The organism is Polyangiaceae bacterium (assembly GCA_020633235.1).
Lineage (GTDB): Bacteria > Myxococcota_A > Polyangia > Polyangiales > Polyangiaceae > JACKEA01.
Genome location: JACKEA010000002.1, coordinates 1233133 through 1252100, shown reverse-complemented (window position 1 = coordinate 1252100; position 18968 = coordinate 1233133). Strand labels below are relative to the sequence as shown.

Genomic DNA, 18968 nt, shown 5'->3' with positions numbered 1-18968 from the left:
CCCTCGGGAGATGCCGTCCCCCTACGATCTCGGTCTCGAAAAGACGCCCGCCAACTTCGTCCCCCTCACGCCCATCGATTTTCTGGAGCGGGCAGCGGACGTGCATCCGGATCGCGTGGCGGTAATCCACGGATCGCTGCGCCGAACCTGGAGCGAGATGCGCGAGCGCTGCGTGCGGCTCGCGAGCGCGTTGGCGCGCCGAGGTGTGGGGCGCGGAGACACCGTTTCCGTGCTGCTGCCGAACGTGCCGGCGATGTGCGAGGTGCACTTTGGCGTGCCCATGAACGGCGCGGTGCTGAACACGCTGAACACGCGGCTGGACGCCGAGACCCTCGCCTTCATGCTGGGACACGCCGAGTCCAAGGTGCTGCTCGTGGATCCGGAGCTGGCGGAGCTCGGGCGCGCCGCGGTGGCCCAGCTGGGGCGCGAGATCTTGGTGGTGGACGTGGACGACCCGGAGTACTCGGGGCCCGGGTCGCGGGTGGGCAGCATAGAGTACGAGGCGCTCTTGGCGGAGGGCGATCCGAGCTTCGCGTGGCAGCGCCCCGAGGACGAGTGGGACGCGATCTGCTTGAACTACACCTCGGGAACGACCGGCAACCCCAAGGGCGTCGTGTACCACCACCGCGGTGCGTACCTGAACGCCATCTCGAACGCGCTGGATTGCGACGTGCAGCGGCACGCCGTGTACCTGTGGACGCTGCCCATGTTCCACTGCAACGGCTGGTGCTTTCCCTGGACCATCGCCGCGCGGGCGGGGGTGAACGTGTGCCTGCGCAAGGTGGAGGCCAAGGCCGTGTTCGACGCCATCCGCGAGCACCGGGTGACCCACTACTGCGGCGCGCCCATCGTGCAGACCACGCTGTTGAACGCTCCGGCCGAGCTGAAGCAGGGGATCCAGCACCGGGTGCACGCCATGGTGGCGGGAGCAGCGCCGCCGGCGGCGATGATCGAGGGCATGGCGGAGCTCGGCTTCGAGCTCACCCACGTGTATGGCCTGACCGAGACCTACGGACCCGCGGCCGTGTGTGAGGTGCACGAAGACTGGGCCGATCTCTCGATCGCCGAGCGCGCCCAGAAGAACGCGCGGCAGGGCGTGCGCTACCAGCTGCAGAGCGCTTTCACCGTGCTCGACCCGCGCACGATGGAGCCCGTGCCGGCGGACGGCGAGACCATGGGGGAGCTGATGTTCCGGGGGAACATCACGATGAAGGGGTACTTGAAGAACCCTTCTGCCACGACCGCGGCGTTCGCCGGGGGCTGGTTCCACAGCGGGGACCTGGGCGTGATGAACCCCGACGGCTACGTCAAGATCAAGGACCGCAGCAAGGACATCATCATCTCCGGCGGCGAGAACATCTCCAGCATCGAGGTGGAGGACGTCCTGTATCGGCACCCGGCGGTGCTGTCCGCGGCGGTGGTGGCCAAGCCCGACGAGCGCTGGGGCGAGTCGCCCTGCGCGTTCGTGGAGCTCCGGGCCGGCGCCAGCGCCACGGAGCAGGAGATCATCCAGCACTGCAAGGAGCACCTGGCGTCGTTCAAGGCACCGAAGGCCGTGGTGTTCGGAGAGCTGCCGCGCACCTCCACCGGCAAGGTGCAGAAGTACGAGCTCAGAAACCGCGTGGGCTCCAAGAAAGCCATCGACGTCTAGATCGCTAACGCTATAGAGTCCGGCCATGCATCAGGGGCAATTCGGCGGGCCGATTGGTCCATTCGTAGATCCAGCGACCCAGCAGCACGTCAGCGGCAAGCTGTGGGGCACGGTCACCTTCACCACCCAGGGGGATCCGGGTCAGGCCACGCAGTGGCTGCAGTCCGCGGTGATGAACGCCGCCAAGCAGGTGATCGAGCAGAAGCTCTCGACCAACCAGGTCGCGTTGCAAACGCTGCCCGGCAGCCTGCCGTACTACTCGGCGGAGATCATCCAGGCGTGCAGCCAGCAGGCGGCGCAGGTGGGGGCGCAGATCACGCAGCTGGAGCTCCAGGCGCAGCTGGACATGCCCGCCATGCCTCAGCCCATGGGGCAGATGCCTCCGCCTCCGCCCACGGCGGCGCAGGCCATCGGCGGAGCCTTCGCGCAGGAAGCGAAGGAGCGGCTGGATCCGAGCAACTACGAGGTGAAGGCGCGCTTCAACATCGGCGGTCTCAAGATCGACGCCAGCAGCAGCGAAGGCATCAACACCGACAAGCTCGGCCAGCAGCTCAAGGACAAGGCCAAGAGCAACCTGATCTGGTACGGCGCGGGCTGCGTGATCGTGGGCATCGTGCTGATCGGCCTGGCGGGCCTCGGCTGGTACATCTACAGCCAGGCGTCGGACTCCACCAGCGGCACCAAGGCGGCCACGGGCCCGGCAGAAACGGTGAGCTGGGACGGCAAGAGCATGTACAACTGCGGCGGAAGCAAGCACGTCAAGATCGAGGGCGTGACCGCGGACATCTCGAGCGGCATGGCCATCAACGCCGGCGGCGGCTGCCACGTGGAGCTCGTGAACGTGAACATCACGGCGCCCATCGCGCTGTCCGCCGGAGCCAACGCCGTGATCACCGTCACTGGCGGCAGCATCACCGGCAAGCAGTTCGCGGCCAAGGCGCTCGGGAACGCGAAGATCACGTTCTCCGGTACCAAGGTGACGGGCAAGACTCAGGCGCTCGGAGCGGGCGCCAAGATCACCGGGCCGTAGTCGTTCAGGGCGACAGGTCGCGGACTAGATCCGCGGCCTCGTCGCGATCGATGTCCAGCGTCTCGGCCGTCTCCAGAATCAGCTCGCGCTCGCTGGTGCGGATGATGCCGTCCGCCGCCGTCACCTGAATGGCGAGGGACAGGGCGACCTTGCGCGCCGCAGCGTCCGGCAATCGCTCCTTTACGGCGGCGAGCCGTGCGCTGCGACCCTCCGAGTCCAGATCCTTCTTCATGCGCTCGAGCAACGCGGCCATGTCCGCGCCGGCGATGCGCCCGTTGGTGAGGGACTCCACGCTCTTGCCGAAGTGCTCCTTCTCGATGTCGGAGAACTCGCCGTCGGCGGAGGCCGCCAGGTACATCATCTCCACCAGTGCCTCGAGCTTCGGGGCGGGCAGGTCGTGGGCTGCAGACATGTCGATGCCGCTCATGGGGCGGAAGGGTAGCCGCCGCTCGCGGTCTCGCCAAGCCTCAGCCGCGGAGCGCTTCCGGCAACGGCGCGACGATGGCCGCTCGGACCGCGTCCATCAGCTCCGCGCGGCGCTCCGGGCCGTAGGCGGGGGCGTCGATGGGCTTGCCGATCACCACGCTAACGTGATGGCTCTTTTTGACGCGCCAGTCGTGGGCCTGTAGCACGCGGCGGGTGCCCTCTATGGTCACGGGTAGGATGCGGGCCTCCGCGTCCTCCGCCATGTGGAAACCCCCTTTCTTGAAGGGACCCACGCGACCGGTCTCGCTGCGGGTGCCTTCCGGAGCGATCCAGATGTCCGTGCCGGCGTCGATGGCGCCCTTCGCGCCCTTCAGGGCGGCCACCGCGCGGTCGCGATTCTTGCGATCGACTTCGACGAAGCCGGCCGCGCGCATGGCGCTCGCGAAGACGGGGATCTTGAACAGCTCCGTCTTGGCCACCATGCGAATGCGCCGCCCGAGAGCCTGGAACAACACCGGAATGTCGTAGTGCGACTGGTGATTGCTCATCACCACGAAGGCTTCGTTGGCGAGCAGGTTCTCTCGGCCGCTCACCGATAGCGAGATGTCCGCGGCCTCCAGCAGCTTTCGCGACCACCAATCGAGCCGGGCGTCGTACACCTCCGTGGGGCGAGGACGATTGATGGCGCCTTCCAGAGCGGTGGGGAGCGATATCGTCGCCGTCAGCGCGATGTTCTCGAGCAGGATCGGGACCGACACGCCCCGGGAGCATATCAGATCAGCGGTCTCGGTCGCGCCGCGGCTCGAGGAACGGTGCGCGGGTGAGCTGGCGCACGAGCTCCGTGGCGTAGCTGCCACTCGGAAGGAAGAACGAAAGCTCTACGACATTGGCATCCAGCACGCGCGCTTCCAGGCCTTCGGGAAACACCAACAGATCCCGCCGCGTGCCGGGCGCATGCCGCGCGAGCCCCGAGAGCAGGTCGTCCGACAGCTCGAGCTCCCCGAGCACTGCCGCTTCCAGCTCCGCCGGGACTCCGCTCGGCTTCTTCATCTTGGGTCCGGGCATGGGACCGGTGAGGTGAATGTCCTTGCTGGTCAGACGCGGAAGCTCCCGCTCCGGCTCCTCCACCACGAACACGCTGTTCGACCCATCCAGGCGCACCACTTCTCCCACCAGCAGCGTCGAGAGCCCCAGGGCGCGGCGGCGCGTGAGGTAGCGGTTGAAGATCTCCGACTGGATCACGCTGGGGTAGAGCTTCTTGTGAAAGCGCGAGCCGCGACCCCGAGCGGCGTCTCCGGACCGGAGCCAGTGAAGGGCGCGGTCCAGGTTCTGCCCGGCGATGCCGAAGCGCTGGGCGCCGAAGTAGTTGGGCAGGCCCTGCTCGACGATGCGGGCCACGATGGCGGCGCAGGCGGCGTTCGCGTTGGCGTTTGCCTCGTGCAGGCGAATGCGAAAGCGATTACCGGAGAGCTGCCCGGTGCGGAGTTTCTTCTCGTTGCGGGTGCTCTCGACCACGCTGAGGCCTTCCGGCAGCTGCCAGCTCCCGGGGTCGCTCGCGCCCGGCGGCAAGCTCAGCCACTGCCGGGTCACGGCGTGCTTGTCCTTCATGCCGGCGCTGCCGACGTCTGGTGCTCGCACGCCGGCGGCGCGGGCCACGGCGTGCACGGCGTCTTGGGTGTTCAAGACGCGCTTCTCGATGCGCACGAAGAGGTGCTCGCCGCTCCCGCTGGGCTCGCGATCGAGCACTTCGTCCACCACGAAGTCCTCCGGCTCGGGTCCAATGCGGCCGCCTACCGCGGGGAGATCCGCGCAGGCGAGCTCCGGCTCTTGCGGCGTCATTTGGAGTGCTTGCCGACGACGGTGTCCAGAGCGCGGATGAGGTCGTCCCCCACGCGATCCGGCGGGCCGCTCAAATCCAGCTCCTCGATGCCCATGATCAGGAGCTCCGGATCCGACGACCGCACCGAGGGATCGTCCACGATGGTGTTCGACGTGCGGTCCACGGGCAGCGCGTGGTCCGCGCCGCCAGGGCAGTCCACCACCACGCAGGCGATGTTGTCCGGGCCACCGGCGGCGTTCGCCCGGGCGATGAGCTCGCGCACGGCGTCGTCTGGCGTGGCGGCGCTCTTCAGTGCGTCGGCGATGCCCTGGGACGACACCGGTCCGCTGAGCCCGTCGGAGCACAGCAGATAGCGGTCGCCAGCGACGACCGCCTTGGTCTGCACGCTGGCGTGGAGCGACTGGCCCATGCCCAGGGCGCGGGTCACGACGCTCTTGGGCAAGCGCGCCAAGACGGCGTCGTCGAGCTCCGGTCGCTTCTCGAGCACGTCCGAGGCGATGGAGTGATCCACCGTGAGCAGCTCCAGGTGGCCGCCCCGCAGCCGGTAGCAGCGGCTATCGCCCACGTGGGCGATGTGCACCAGAGGCTCTCGCTCCGAGAAGAGGGCGGCGACCAGCGTGGAGCCCATGCCTTTGGCGGACTGCGACACTCGGGCGATGGCGACGACGTCGCGATGCGCGCGGTGAAACGCCGCCGAGAGCGCCCGCGCTTCGGGATCGATGCCCAGACGATTGAGGGCGGCGGTGCTGGCCGGAGGCAGCTCGTCGGCGCTGGCGATGCCCGCCACCAGCGAGCGCACGGCGGACTCCGCCGCAACGTCCCCGGCGTCGTGGCCGCCGGCGCCGTCCGCCACGGCGTACAGGCCGAGGTCATCGCGGACGAGCACCACGTCCTCGTTCTCGCGCCGTCGGAGACCGGTGTCCGTAGCTCCCGCGGAGATGCGGTCGGAGGCGAGGGCCGTCGTCGGAGTGTGCACGAAATGCGGATTACCGCGGGCGTCGAGCCGCGTCCAGGGCTCGGTTCCGCGGCGGACCAACAAGGAAAACGATCATTTCATCACCCCTCCGGCGACCTCGAGGGCGCCGCGGAGACGCCGCTCGTGGCTTTGCGAAAAGCCGATCTGGTAGTCGATCAAGTACCCGCTCTTGCCGACCACGGCGACGGCGGGCACGGACTGGAATGGATCGTAGGCCAGCGCGAAACGGGGGAAGCGCTCGCCGCGCACCGTAGGGAAGGCCAGCGAGTGGCGGGCGACGTAGCCGGGAACGGCTCGCCAGGTGTCGGCTTCGTCCAGGGCCACGCCGATGACCGGGATCTCGGGATGGCCTTCGAGCACGTGGCGGACGACGGGGAGCTTCATCTCGCACACGCTGCACCACGTGGCGTAGAAGACGACCACGAAGGGACGCTTGCCGACGAGGGCGTCGGAGTCGAACACCGTGCCGTCCGTCGCGCGCACGTGGAACTCGGGCACCCGCTCTTCAGGGGACACCACGCGAAAGGGCTCGCGCGCGGGCTCGGGTTCAACGCTGGGTGCGGCGGTGGCGGGGGCCGGGGGCGCGGCCTCGCCGCAACCGCTGAGGAGCAGCACGAGAAGTGCCGCTCGCCTCACTGATACAGCTTCCCGAGCTTCACGACCTCGAAGGAATCCCCCGGCACGCCCTTGAGCTGACCGAGTTGGTCGTCGTCGAAGCTGGGATCCGAAGCGCCTGAGATGAACCAGTTGGAGCCGTTGTCCGCCACGAACATGCCGTACTTCTTGAGGGCCGTGAGCACCACCAGCGCGGGTCCGGAGTAGGGCGAAAGGTCGAAGCTCGCCTTCAGGCGCACGCGCATGCCCATGGGTGGCGCATTCGGATCCGTGTTGCTGCTGGCCAGGTGCGTGGCGGGGTGCACGTACGCGGCGCGGGTCTTGGAGACCGTGAAGCGGAGCGCGTGACGGATCACGCCCTGGGTCACGGCTTCGTCGTAGCGCACGAGGCCGGGGAAGATCGGCAGGCCCGCGGCGTCGGCGCTGGTCCAGCCGTCTGGCCGGAGCGCGTTGGACTTCAGATCGAACACGGCGCCGGAGCCCGCGGTCCAGCCCGGATTCTGGAAGTGCGAATCGAAGGTTTCGTAGAGCTTGCAGGCGTCCTTGTCGATCACCAACACGTGGCGATCCCCGTCTGCGTTGGGGCCGCCCTCGATGGGTGCGTCTGGAGGGATCGGGTACGGCCCCGGATCGCTCTCGTCGGCGTAGTCGAAGCTGACGTTCACCTTGGGTTGCGTGCCGTTCACCACCACGTAAGGAATGCCGTACTCCGGATTGGATCCGAAGTCGGGGTGCACCTTGCTGGCGCCGTTGGCGTTGATGTACGCGATGATGGCGTCCGAGTTGGGATCCACCGGGTCCGCGGAGACGTCCCGGTTCCACTCGTTGTCCGCCGGGAACACGGGGCAGCCCGCGATGGTGGGACCCGAGCCCGGCGCGCCGCCGCCGCTGCCACCGGTGTTGCCGGTTCCGCCGCTGCCGCCGGTTCCCGCGCCTCCGGCGCCGCCCGTGTTCGCGCTCTTGTTGCTGGAGTTCGAGCCGCAGGCCGCGAGAGCGAGGCCCAAAGTGACGACCGCGATGCCAAGCCCCTTCATGAGCGAAGCCTACCAGCCGAGGTAGAGGGCGGCGACGAAAACGACTTGGCTCACTAACAGCAGCACCGCGGTGTAGCCGATGATGTCCCGAGCGGATACACGGGTGATGCCGAGCAGAGGCAGCGCCCAAAAGGGCTGTAGCATGTTGGTCCACTGGTCGCCGTAGGCCAGGGCCATCACCAAACGTGCCGGCGCGACGCCGCTGTCCACCGCGGCCTTCATCAAGATGGGACCCTGCACCGCCCACTGACCGCCGCCGCTCGGGACGAACAAATTCACGAGCCCCGCGGCGTAGAAGGAGACCGCCGGCAGGGCGCCGGCGCCGACCTTGACGAAGGCTCCTGCGATGGCGCCCAGCAGGCCGGTGCCCGTCAGCACACCCATGATACCGGCGTAGAACGGGAACTGCAGGATGATACCCGCGGTGCCATTCGCGGCTTCGCCGATGGCGCGACCATAGGCCGCCGCGGAGCCGTGCAGCGCGAGGCCCAGGAACAGGAACAGGAAGTTGATGAGGTTCGGATCCAGGTTTCCGATACCCTGGCGCCGCACCACGAAGAACCACGCCGCGAAGCCGGCGATGGCAGTGAGGCCGGCCAGGATGCGGGAGCGATCCAGACGTTGGGCAGGGGAGCTTTCACCAGAGCTTTCCGCCGCTCCGTGGCTTTCGAGCTCGGGAGCGGCGCGGCGTTCGCGTTCGTCCCGGGGAAGCATGCGGATCAGGACCAGCGGCACGATCACCAGCAACGCCGCGTTGGCCAGCAGGTTGGGCCAAGCGCCGATGGTCTCCGACAGCGGCATGGCGACGATCTGCTTTGCCAGCTCGGGCCCGAGGATCTCGCCGAGGTCCTTGCTCAGGGTGACCTTCAACGGCGCGGAGCCGCTGAGGCCGCCGTGCCACACCATCAGCCCGCTGTAGCCCGCCGCGGCGAGCAACGGATAGTGCACCTTCACGCCGCGCTCGCGAGCGCGCTGGCCGACCTCGCGCGCGAGCAGCGCGCCACCGATGAGCCCGAGCCCCCAGTTGACCAGCGCCAAGCTCATCGCGCCCACTGCCACGATGGCGATTGCGCTGGCCGGCGTGGTCGCGCGGGCGGCGAGGGCGTCGAGCAGGCGGCGAAGGGGCGGGCTGGAGGCCAGCGCGTGACCCGTCACCAGGATCAGGCACATCTGCATGCCGAAGGCGAGCAGGTTCCAGAAACCCTTGCCTCCGCCCTTTCCATCCACCCATGCGATCAAGACGGAGTGGAAGTTTCCGCCAGTGAACCAGAGCGCCGCAGCGAAGCTCACGAAGGTGAGCAACAGCGCGAGCACGAACGGATCCGGGACGAAGCGTCGTGCACCCCGCGACAGCCAACTGCCGATCCGTTCCAGCATCCGCGCTCCACGGTAGATCAACTCGACGTGTAGGAGGATGTGCGCGCGCGATTTGATCGAGCGCAAGTCGGGAGAGCCGCTAAATTACCCGCGCTCGCTCGGTCCCCGCTTAGGAGAGGTGTGTCGATGAATCGTTGGTCTTGTGCGTTGGTGTTGATTCCCTTCTTGGTCGGCTGTGGCGGAAGCAGCGACGACAACGGCGCGAACACCGGAGGCGGCTCGTCGGGCGGTGCAGCCGGCGCGGGCACCGGAGGTGGCAGCAGCGGGGGAAGCGGAGGCACCAGCGGCGCCGCGGGCAGCGGCACCGGAGGCACGGGCGGTGGCGTCGGAGGTGGCGAGTCCTTCTCCGTCGACATCGGCCCCATCGACGTACCGTCCGGCTACGAGAACACCCAGTGCGTGGTGAAGCGCTTGCACAACCCGGCGAACTTCCGCGTGGGGCTGATCGAAAACGAGATCAGCAGCTCCAGCCACCACATGATCGTGTACCGCACGAACGACACGGAAGAGAAGCTCACGCCCTTCGACTGCTCTCCCTTCGTGGAGACGCTGGATCCCACGAAGGGCGCTCCGGTGATGATCACGCAGAAGTCGAAGGACGAGCTGAAGCTCCCGGAAGGCGTGGCCTTCACCCTGAACGAAAACCAGATGATTCGTCTGGAGCTGCACTACATCAACACCACGCCGGGCCCGGTTCAGGTGACGGCGTCGTCCAAGTTCACCTCGATCCCCGAGTCCGCCTTCAAGGACGAGGCGGACTTCCTGTTCATCGGCAACCCCGACATCAAGATCCCGGCGAACAGCAGCTGGACCCTGGGGCCCACGTTCTTCCCGCTGCCGAGCGAGTACGATGGCGTGAACTTCTTCGCCATCACCGGGCACGAGCATCACTTCGGCACCAACGTGAAGGTCTCCGCGGTCGCTTCCGAGAGCGACCCGGGCAGCGCGGTGTACGACGTTCCGGGTTGGCAATGGGACGAGCCGGAGACGGTGAAGCACGACCCCCCCTTCCAGGTCCCGAAGGGCGGCGGGTTCTCCTTCACCTGCGACTGGAAGAACACCAGCAACAAGCAGGTGTCTTTCGGCGAGAGCGCCAACGCGGAGATGTGCTTCTTCTGGGCGTACTACTACCCGAGCAAGGGCGCGAAGGTGTGCTTCCACTCGGATCAGGCGTCGTTCCCCATCAACGATTGCTGTCCGGGCGGCGCGCTGTGTAGTTTCCTGGGCAACTGAGTGTCCCGAGTACTGGCCGAGCTCGTCGAGCTCTTGGCTCTCGAACGCATCGAGCAGAACCTGTTCCGCGGTCAGAGCCAGGATCTCGGCTGGGGTAACGTCTTTGGCGGACAGGTGCTGGGTCAGGCCTTGTCCGCCGCCGAGCAGACCGTGGGGGATGCGCGCACGGTGCACTCGTTCCACAGCTACTTCCTGCGCACGGGCGATGCGAGTCGTCCCATCGTGTACGACGTGGACTGCATCCGCGACGGATCGAGCTTCACCACGCGTCGAGTGGTGGCCATCCAGGGCGGGCGCCCCATCTTCAGCATGGCCGCCTCCTTCCAGAAGCCGGAAGACGGCTTCGAGCATCAGGCGGACAAGCCCGCGGCTCCAGGCCCGGACGGGCTCCGTTCGGAGACGGAGCTGGCCCGGGCGGTGGTGGATCGCATCCCCGAGCCGCTGCGCGAGCGCGCGCTGGCGGAGCGACCCATCGAGGTGCGTCCGGTGGATCCACAGGATCCGCTGAACCCGGATCGCCGTCCGCCCCACCGTCAAATCTGGTATCGCGCGGTGGCGCGGCTGCCGGACGAGCCGCGCATTCACCAGTACCTGCTGGCGTATGCTTCGGACTTCAATTTCCTCGGCACCTCGATGCAGCCGCATGGCGTGAGCTGGCTCAGCCCCGGCATGCAGGTGGCGAGCCTCGATCACGCGATGTGGTTTCATCGCCCGTTTCGCTTCGACGAGTGGCTCTTGTACGTGGTCGACAGCCCTTCGGCGTCGTCGGCCCGGGGTTTGGCGCGCGGACAGTTCTTCACCCAAGACGGCACCTTGGTGGCCAGCACCATGCAAGAGGGCTTGATCCGCAAGTGGCCGACCTGAGCTACCCTCCGGGGTGGCCGTGTTGGACGTCGTCGTCATAGGAGGAGGCCCCGCCGGTGCTGCCACCGCCGCGGAGCTCGCGCGCCGGGGCCGGCGCGTGCGCGTGCTGGAACGCGAGCAATTCCCGCGCTTCCACGTGGGGGAGTCGCTGCTGCCCTGCTCGCTGCCCTTTTTCGAGCGACTGGGCGTGGTGGAAGAGCTCGATGCGCGCTTCGTGAAGAAGTACGGCGCAGAGTTCGTCACCCACGACGGCCAAGTGGAGCGTCGCTACTCCTTCGCCGAGGGCATGGTGCCGCACCCCGCCTCCGCGTGGCACGCGGAGCGCTCGGAGCTCGACGACGTTCTGCTCCGAGCCGCCGAGCGCGCCGGGGCGGAGATCGACCAGGGTTCGGACGTGCGGGCCGTGGAGACGTCCGCCGCGGGCGCCCGCCTGCGAGTCCGCAAGAACGGCGCGGAGCGTGAGCTCGCCGCGCGCTTCGTGGTGGACGCCAGCGGGCAGGGTGCGCTCCTCGGACGCCTGCGCAACATCCGCAAGATGGATCCGGTGCTGAAGAACGCAGCGGTGTTCGCCCACTTCGAAGGGGCCTTTCGCCACGAAGGGGAACGCGGCGGAGACGTGACCATCGTGGTCGATCCGGCCGGTTGGTGGTGGATGATCCCGCTCGCGAAGGGGCGGAGCAGCGTGGGCTTCGTCGGCCCCAAGCGCGCGTTCGTGGAGCACAAGGCGGACGCGGCGGGCTTCGCCGCTCGCATCGCCAAGACGCCGCTGCTCCGGGAGCGCTTGGCCGATGCGCGGAGAGTCGCTCCGGTGCGAAGCATCAGCGATTTCTCGTACTCGTGCCGGCCCGTGAGCGGTGACGGCTACCTGCTGGTAGGGGACGCGGCGGCGTTTCTCGATCCGGTGTTCTCCACCGGGATTCATCTGGGCTTGATGCACGGCTTCTCCGGGGCGGAGGCCATCGATCGCGCGCTCTCGAAGGGAGACGTGCGGCGCGCTCGCTTTCGAGGCTACGAGCGCTTCGTGGAATCCACTCTCGCCTCCTACCGGGCGATGGTGCGCGGCTTCTACACGCCGGAGCTGGTGGAGCTCTTGTTCTCTCCCAGCGACAGCCTCGATCTGCGGCGGGCGATCACCACGCTGCTCGCCGGCGCCGGCACGGATCAGCTCGCCATCGCCTGGCGCGTTCGGGTATTTCGGGCGCTGGCCCGGGCGAACAAGCACGTCCCCCTGGTGCCGCGGCTGCCGGGCTATCGAGAGGAACGAGCATGAACAAGGGCTATGCCGAGCACGTCGAGCGGGAGCTCCGCCGGATCTTCGCGGGCAAGAAGATCATCGTGGTCGGTGGACCGGTGGCGGGGCTCACGGCGCTCGCCCGTCAGCTGCGGAGCTTGGGGGCCGCTCGTCCCTTCGTGATCGGATCGAGCATGGGCCTCGGCACTCCGCCCACGAAAGAGGAGGCGGAGTGGTGCTCGCTCGAGCTGTCCGCCAAGAGCGTGAACGACTCCCTGCGCGGCTATGAGCGCCGCCTCCTGCATCCGCCGGACGAAGTGCGTGCGCGAGTGGACGCCTGGGATCCGGAGCGTCAGGCCATCGCCCTGGGCGCCATCATCCTCGGGGAAGTGGCGACCGTGTGTGGGCGTCCGCGTTTCGGCGCGCGGCCGCGAGACTGGATCGCGTTGGAGGACAAGACTCGCATCGACGAGGTGTGGGACGCCCTGGGCGTTGCCCGGGCGCCTTCGGAAATCGTGCGGCTCGACAAGGCGGCGCTGCTCGCTGCGGCGCGACGCCTGGACTCGGGGGCGGGCACGGTGTGGGCGGCGGATGCTCGTGACGGCGTTCACGGCGGCGCCGAAAAGCTCTACCACGTGCGCTCCGAGGCCGAGGCGGACGACGCCCTCGCGCTGCTGTCCGGCGAGGTGGATCGCGTGCGGGTGATGCCCTTCTTGAAGGGCGTGCCGTGCAGCATTCACGGCATCGTGACGCCGGAGGGCGTGGCGGTGTTCCGCCCCGTGGAGCTCGTCACGTTGCGGCGGCCGGACAGCGGTCGCTTCGTGTACGCCGGCGTAGCGACGTTCTGGGATCCCGAGCCTCGCGACCGCGAGGCCATGCGCGAGGTGGGGCGCGTCGTGGGTGCGGGCATCGCGGAGCGCATCGGTTTCCGCGGTGCCTTCACCGTGGATGGCGTGATGACCCGCGACGGCTTCATGCCCACGGAGCTCAACCCGCGCATCGGTGCGGGCATCGGCGTGCTCGGTCAGTCCATCGAGGCGGTTCCTCTCACGCTGCTCGCCATCGCGGCGCAAGCCGGCCAGGCTCTCGATTTCCGCACCGCGCTGCTCGAGGCAGAGGTGGTGGCCGCCGCGGACGCGTCACGCCGAGGCGGCGCCTGGTGCGTCGTACCGACGCCCCTCGAGGCGCGGCCGGAGCTGTTGCTCGCCGCCGAAGGCGACGGCTACCGCGTGGCCGGTCCGGACGACGAGGTCGTCGGTCGCATCAGCGTGGGCCCTTCGGACGTGGGCGGTTTCGTGCGCTTCACGCCGTCACCCGCCCACACGCCGGTGGGAAAACCGATCGCGCCGCGCGCCGTGTCCGCTTTCGGCCTCGCGGATCGCGAGCTCGGAACGGGCCTCGGGGAGCTACTTGTCGCCGTCGGGGCTGGGCCGCGGCAAGCGCCGTAGCCCTTCCCAGGAAAACTCTTCGGTGTACGGCGTGATCAGGGGCGACCCGGGGCGCAGGCTGAACCACGCCGTCGCCCGGCCCAAGCGCACCACGTAGATGCTCTGCGCCGGGTTCAGCGCTTGGCCCAACAGGGCCAGCTTCTGCCCCGAGGGCTTCTCGGCGATGTCGAGGACGATCATGGCGTGCCCCGGGGAGCCGAGGTGCACGAAGAAGTCGCCGGGCGCCACGTCCTTGGCATCGACCGGCGTCGCTTGCTGCGCGAGGGACGTGCTGTTGGCCCAGGTGAAGACGGCGTCGAGATAGCGGCGGAGCTCCGCGTGATCGGCCTCGGAGGCCTTGGCCTTCACGATCCACGCGACACCGCGGCCCTCTGCGACCAAGCGTTCTCCGCGGGCCCACCGCGAGAGCGGCATGTCGAGGCCCGTGGCGCCGCGATAGGACATGTTCCGCACGCCCTGGGACCAGAGCCACTCCGCGTGCAGGCGGATCGCGACGTCCGGGCTCTGTTGCAGATCGATCTTGCCGACGTCGATGGCCACCACCGCGGCGAGGTAGTCGTCGTTGCCGGGGTGGACGACGTCCCCCTTGTGGCTCGTCACCGGGGTGCCGGGTGCCGCCAGCGGCAGGTGTCGGAGCCAAGCTCCGAAGGAGTCCTCCGCGAGCTTCACCCGTTCGTAGCCCGGCGGCGTGGCGAAGCGCGACGCCAGCGTGTCCACCGCCTTGGGCAGCTCCAGGGAGTCATCCCCGAGCCAGGCATATTTGGCGGGATCCGGCTTCTCAGGCTCCGCTTTCACCTCGGGCTCGGGCGTCGGCGCCGAGCTCGCGGCCGGGGGTGGGGGCGGCGTTGCCGAGGGGGTTTCGCCCACGGGTTTGTCCCGTTTGCAGCCACCGAGCGCAAGCGCGAGCGCGGCCGTGGCGGCGACGAGTAGACGAGACGCCATCGAGTGCTTCGCATCTTAGTAGGCTTTGGCTCCCGATCGCGACTTCGGGGCAGGCCCGCTCCAAAGTGTTCGAAATTGCACGATTGTCGATTCGGCCTTTCGGGCAGCAGCGTTGCCGAATAAGCCGGTGGCATGAAGCGGCCTGTCGTCATCGGGGTGGCTGGAGGAACCGGCTCCGGCAAGACCACCGTGGTTCGCGAGATCATCTCCGCCTTGGGGCAGGATGCAGTGAGCGTGATCGAGCACGACTCCTACTACAAGGATCGCTCGCACCTCTCGCCGGACGAGCGTTCGTCGATCAATTACGATCACCCCGACGCTCTCGACACCAACTTGCTGGTGGAGCACGTGCGGCAGCTCATCGAGGGGCGCACGGTCGACGTTCCCGTCTACGACTTCACCACCCATACGCGGCGCACCGAGTGCAAGAAAGTCGAGCCGCGGCGCGCGTTGATCGTGGACGGCATCCTGATCTTGGCGGATCCCGAGCTCCGCCAGCTGATGGACATCCGCGTGTTCGTCGACACCGATCCGGATCTGCGCCTGCTGCGGCGCATCGAGCGCGACACCCGAGAGCGTGGACGGACGCTGGAGTCCGTGGCTTGGCAGTACCTCGACAGCACCCGCCCGATGCACCTCGAGTTCGTCGAGCCCAGCAAGCGTTGGGCCCACGTGATCATCCCGGAGGGCGGAATGAATCAGGTCGGCGTGGACATGCTGGTGACCAAGATCCGCGCCATCGTCGACGGCAGCTAGCCCTTCTTGTCGGGGCGCCGCGGAAACGGCGCGCCCCATTGACGCGAGGACGCGAGGTGCCCCAACGTCCCTCTGCCATGCTGCTCGCCCGGCGCCTTGCCGCCCAACAGATCTCCCACCAGGAGCACGCAGCGCCCGCAAAGTTGGTGGCTTGGCTCACCGCGGTTCAAGCTCAGGACTACGCCGCTGCCACGTGGGGGCTCGCGCTGCGTCTCGAGGGTAGTCCCGCGCACTCCGTGGTCGAGCGAGCGCTCGAAAAGCGCCGCGTGGTGCGCACCCACGCGCTGCGGGGAACGTGGCAGTTCGTAACGCCCAAAGACGCGCGCTGGATCACGCGCCTCGGTGCCGGGCGCATCGTTCAGCAGAGCGCGGCTCGCTATCGGCAGCTGGGCCTCACTCAGCGCGACTTCGATCGCAGCATGCGCATTGTCGCCCGTGCCCTCGAGCAGCGTGACTCGATGACTCGGAAAGAGCTCGAGGTCGCACTGGAACGCGGCGGCGTGTCCACGGCGGGTCAGCGACTCTCCCACCTGCTCCTGCGGGCGGAGCTGGAAGAGGTGATCTGCGGCGGCGCTCGCGTCGGCTCGCAGATCAGCTACTCGCTGTTCGATCGCGTAGCCCCGGCCAAGGAGTCCATGCCGACGGGCAGCGACGCCTGCGCAGTGCTCGCCGCTCGCTATTTCCGGAGCCGAGGCCCGGCGACGGCAGCGGACTTCGCTTGGTGGTCGGGCCTCACGCTGGGGCAAGCTCGCGCGGCTTCCGAGGCCGCCGCACCCCGGCTCGAACGCGACGTCGTCGCGGGCACGGTTCATTACTTCGGCGGCAGTGTGCGGCAAGGCCGCTCGTCCGGCGTATGGCTCCTGCCGGCGTTCGACGAGTGGCTCATCGCCTACAAGAACCGCGACGCCACCCTCGCCCCCGAGCATGCCAAGCGCGTCAACGCCGGGGGAGGAATGCTCGACCCGTGCATCGTGATCGGTGGGCGTGTCATGGGCACCTGGCGCCGGACTCTGTCGCGCGAGCGCGTCGCGATCGAGCTCCATTGGTTCACGCGCCCGAGCTCGCGGGACGCAGGCCGTGCTCATGCAGCGGCCGAACGCTACGCGGCGTCTTTGGGGCGGGTCCCCGAAATCAGCGAAACGGAGCTGGGAAAGGGCGGCAAACTCCCACCGCTCCGCTCCCGCTCAGCGCGAAAGCCTCCGGCGTAACCGTCAGCGCGGGATCACCAGCGAGCAGCGCTCATTGATGCACTTCAGGCTCTTGTCGCAGCAGTCAGCGTCCGTCGTGCACTTGTCGTACTCCTGCGAGCACTGATTCTCCTTCTTGCCGCAGCTGAGCTTCTGCGTCTGTGGATCCGCCTGGCAGAAGCCGCTGCAGCACTCGTCGCCGGTCTCGCAGTCGGAGCCATCGTTCTTGCAGGGGTCGACCACCCAGAAGCCCCGGGCGTTGCCGGCGAGCAGCTCCTGGCCCGGCAGGTAGAACGCGGGGTGGCTCGGGTCGGTGCCGGGCTTCGCGTTCAGATCGATGGCGGCGACCCACAGCTTCTTGGTGGTGGGCGTCTGCGTCAGGTCGTGATCGCGCGGATCGCTCCACCAAGGATCGATGGTGGCTACGTTGCCGTAGAGTCGGCGGCTGGTGAACACCACCCAGGCGTAGCCGCCGGAGGCGATGGGGCTGACGGTGGGCTCGTAGCCGAGCACGGAGTCGTCGCCGTGGTTCGCAGAGCCCGTCGGCAGGTAGCCCTTGCCGTTGGCCTGATCCAGGGAGTGCGCGGTGCCGGTCGCGAGATCGCTCCACCACAGCTCGCCCTTGGCGCCGTAGCGGGTGGCAAAGTACTCGTTGCTGGAGCTCGGTAGCTCCACCTGGAACACGAGTCCGTCCACCGTGGGCAGGAACGTGGGCCAACCGGGGGGATTGCTCGCCTCGTACACCTTCATGGCGCCGGACACGTTGCCGGTGGCCTTGTCGAAGTCCATCACCACCAGCTTCTTGCCGTCGCCGGCGCCCACTGTCGCGTCGCCAGGGCCGGCGTAGAAGTTGAACGCGAGCTTCTTGCCGTTTGGCGAAAAGGCGGGGAAGCCCGCCCGCGTCACGAAGCTCGCGAGGTTGGTGGCGAGGGCGGCGCCGGTCTGCATGTCGTACAGGCCGCTGCTGGCGCCGTTGGCGTTGCCGGGGAGCGGCACCGCGTTGCCGACGCCGATGCTGCCGTCGGGGTACAGGCCCACCCAGCCGAGCTGGGTGTCGGTGCTCGCCGGGTAGGGCGCTTCCGCGTAGCCGCCGTTGAGATCGTAGGACGAGCTCCGCTGGTAGTTGTCGCCGTGCTGCACCACCATGCGCGAGCCGTCCGCCGACACGCTGTGGCACACGCGACAGTCCGCGTGGCCGCCGGTCTTGCCCGCCACCAGCACGGGATCGGTGGCGCCGGGCTTGATGGCCAGGGTAGCGCCGCCGAACATGCCGTCGCCGCCGATGGCGCCCGAGTAGTTCTTGGCCAGCTTGGTGCCGTAGGACTGGTAGTACACCGTCCCCTTCAGGCGGCCGGCGGCGATGGTCCAGCTCTCGTTGATGGGGCCGTAGGCGACGCCGCCGGCGGCGACCACCACCGTGGCCGTGAGGGTGTCTCCCGCAGCCGAGAGCGTGGCGGCGTCCCACACGTCTTGAGGAATGGGATGGCGCACGAAGGGCGCGCCGGCCGGCAGCGGCTTCGGGCGACCGAAGAACCCTTTGTAATCGTAGTACTTGCCCTTGAGGTGGATGTAGACGCCGTCCGCCACGGCGCTCGGGCCCGCCTTCCACTGGAGCAGCGGCGACAACAGACCGAGCGGCCACACGGTGCTGTCGTAGGGGTACAGGAACGCGAGCTCGGCGTCGGCGGTGAGCGGACCCTCGAGCAGCGCGCGGAGCGCGGCATCGATGGCGCCACCTTCGCCCTCACCGCCCACTCCGCCTACTCCGCCCCCGGTGGTGCCGCCGTCGCTCTCGATGCCGCCGTTCTGTTCGGTCTCGATGTTCACCGTCACCGTGGTGGAGAGCTTCTCGGTACCCACGGTCGCTTCCACCGTGGCCTGTCCGCCGGCCTTGCCCGCCGCCGTGAAGAGCCCATTCTGATCGATGCTGCCGATCTCCGCGCGGTCGATCAGCCACTGGGCGCTCACCTGTCCGTTCGGGCCATCGACCTGGAACTGGACGGTGGGCAGGGCTTGGCCGCTCTTCACGGTGACCGTCGGGTTTTCCGGCGTGAGCTTCAGTGAGGTGAGGCCGTCGTTGCTCACGTCCACGATGGCGCCGCCGGTGCCGCTGCTGCCCGCCGTTGCCCCGCTTCCGTTGCCCCCCACTCCCGGTGGATTCGCCACGTCGGTACCGCTGCCGCCGCAGGCGCCGGCCACGCCGACTGCTGCAAGCACCACCGCCAAGAGCAAGCTGTATCGATCGCCGCGCATGGTCGGATTCTACCTCTGCGGCGCCGGCGCCGCAGCCGTAGCGGGGACCTGCGGCGTGAGCGCCACAGCCCGCCAACGGGATCTCGGGAAATGCCGACGGCACGG

17 protein-coding genes are annotated in these 18968 nt (G+C 68.4%); 8 read left to right on the top strand and 9 right to left on the bottom strand.

Going from position 1 to position 18968, the window contains the following annotated elements:
* Positions 1–10 precede the first annotated feature (10 nt).
* Together H6717_16085 and H6717_16080 are read left to right on the top strand one after the other, a co-directional pair.
* The gene (locus H6717_16085; protein MCB9578546.1) at positions 11–1651 is read left to right on the top strand and encodes an acyl-CoA synthetase; all 1641 of its coding nucleotides are present in this window, start codon (positions 11–13) and stop codon (positions 1649–1651) included.
* A gap of 25 nt (positions 1652–1676) precedes the next feature.
* Positions 1677–2681 carry a hypothetical protein gene (locus tag H6717_16080; GenBank protein ID MCB9578545.1) on the top strand — a complete coding sequence of 335 codons (1005 nt, stop codon included), beginning with the start codon at positions 1677–1679 and terminating at the stop codon, positions 2679–2681.
* A 4-nt stretch (positions 2682–2685) separates the two neighbouring features.
* Here the strand turns inward: H6717_16080 and H6717_16075 are convergent, their stop codons facing one another.
* The 7 genes from H6717_16075 to H6717_16045 are packed head-to-tail and all read right to left on the bottom strand — an operon-like array spanning position 2686 to position 8949.
* Entirely contained in the window at positions 2686–3108 is a 423-nt protein-coding gene (locus H6717_16075) for a TerB family tellurite resistance protein (GenBank protein MCB9578544.1), read from the bottom strand.
* Between the two features lie 40 nt (positions 3109–3148).
* A complete protein-coding gene (locus H6717_16070; protein MCB9578543.1) occupies positions 3149–3865 on the bottom strand; it encodes a 1-acyl-sn-glycerol-3-phosphate acyltransferase in 717 nt (238 codons plus the stop codon).
* A gap of 19 nt (positions 3866–3884) precedes the next feature.
* A complete protein-coding gene (locus H6717_16065; protein ID MCB9578542.1) occupies positions 3885–4946 on the bottom strand; it encodes a tRNA pseudouridine(13) synthase TruD in 1062 nt (353 codons plus the stop codon).
* Positions 4943–5986, bottom strand: coding sequence for a serine/threonine-protein phosphatase (locus tag H6717_16060; GenBank protein ID MCB9578541.1), 1044 nt, complete (start codon positions 5984–5986; stop codon positions 4943–4945). The genes H6717_16065 and H6717_16060 overlap by 4 nt, the downstream gene beginning before the upstream one ends.
* Before the next feature lie 9 nt (positions 5987–5995).
* Positions 5996–6559 carry a TlpA family protein disulfide reductase gene (locus H6717_16055; protein ID MCB9578540.1) on the bottom strand — a complete coding sequence of 188 codons (564 nt, stop codon included), beginning with the start codon at positions 6557–6559 and terminating at the stop codon, positions 5996–5998.
* Positions 6556–7572: a hypothetical protein gene (locus H6717_16050; GenBank protein ID MCB9578539.1), complete on the bottom strand. Its 1017-nt coding sequence runs from the start codon at positions 7570–7572 to the stop codon at positions 6556–6558. Before H6717_16050 ends, H6717_16055 begins: the two co-directional genes overlap by 4 nt.
* Before the next feature lie 9 nt (positions 7573–7581).
* Positions 7582–8949 (bottom strand): short-chain fatty acid transporter, encoded by a 1368-nt coding sequence (locus H6717_16045; protein ID MCB9578538.1) that lies wholly within the window; start codon positions 8947–8949, stop codon positions 7582–7584.
* A 126-nt stretch (positions 8950–9075) separates the two neighbouring features.
* Here H6717_16045 and H6717_16040 point away from each other — a divergent pair, with 126 nt between their 5' ends.
* Genes H6717_16040 through H6717_16025 form a run of 4 tightly spaced genes read left to right on the top strand, consistent with a single transcriptional unit; the run spans position 9076 to position 13725 of the window.
* Positions 9076–10182, top strand: coding sequence for a hypothetical protein (locus H6717_16040; protein ID MCB9578537.1), 1107 nt, complete (start codon positions 9076–9078; stop codon positions 10180–10182).
* Positions 10183–11046 carry an acyl-CoA thioesterase II gene (gene tesB, locus H6717_16035; protein ID MCB9578536.1) on the top strand — a complete coding sequence of 288 codons (864 nt, stop codon included), beginning with the start codon at positions 10183–10185 and terminating at the stop codon, positions 11044–11046.
* Between the two features lie 19 nt (positions 11047–11065).
* The gene (locus H6717_16030) at positions 11066–12316 is read left to right on the top strand and encodes an FAD-dependent oxidoreductase (GenBank protein MCB9578535.1); all 1251 of its coding nucleotides are present in this window, start codon (positions 11066–11068) and stop codon (positions 12314–12316) included.
* Positions 12313–13725: a hypothetical protein gene (locus H6717_16025; GenBank protein MCB9578534.1), complete on the top strand. Its 1413-nt coding sequence runs from the start codon at positions 12313–12315 to the stop codon at positions 13723–13725. The genes H6717_16030 and H6717_16025 overlap by 4 nt, the downstream gene beginning before the upstream one ends.
* Here H6717_16025 and H6717_16020 read toward each other — a convergent pair.
* Positions 13684–14667, bottom strand: coding sequence for a hypothetical protein (locus H6717_16020; GenBank protein MCB9578533.1), 984 nt, complete (start codon positions 14665–14667; stop codon positions 13684–13686). The two genes, H6717_16025 and H6717_16020, sit on opposite strands and share 42 nt — an antisense overlap.
* A 132-nt stretch (positions 14668–14799) precedes the next feature.
* On the opposite strand from H6717_16020, the gene udk reads away from it, so the two are divergent.
* Positions 14800–15423: a uridine kinase gene (gene udk / locus H6717_16015; GenBank protein MCB9578532.1), complete on the top strand. Its 624-nt coding sequence runs from the start codon at positions 14800–14802 to the stop codon at positions 15421–15423.
* Between the two features lie 56 nt (positions 15424–15479).
* Positions 15480–16631, top strand: coding sequence for an AlkZ family DNA glycosylase (locus H6717_16010; GenBank protein ID MCB9578531.1), 1152 nt, complete (start codon positions 15480–15482; stop codon positions 16629–16631).
* 3 nt (positions 16632–16634) lie between these two features.
* Here H6717_16010 and H6717_16005 read toward each other — a convergent pair whose 3' ends face one another.
* On the bottom strand, positions 16635–18863 hold the full coding sequence (locus H6717_16005) for a hypothetical protein (protein MCB9578530.1): 2229 nt from the start codon (positions 18861–18863) through the stop codon (positions 16635–16637).
* Positions 18864–18968 lie beyond the last annotated feature (105 nt).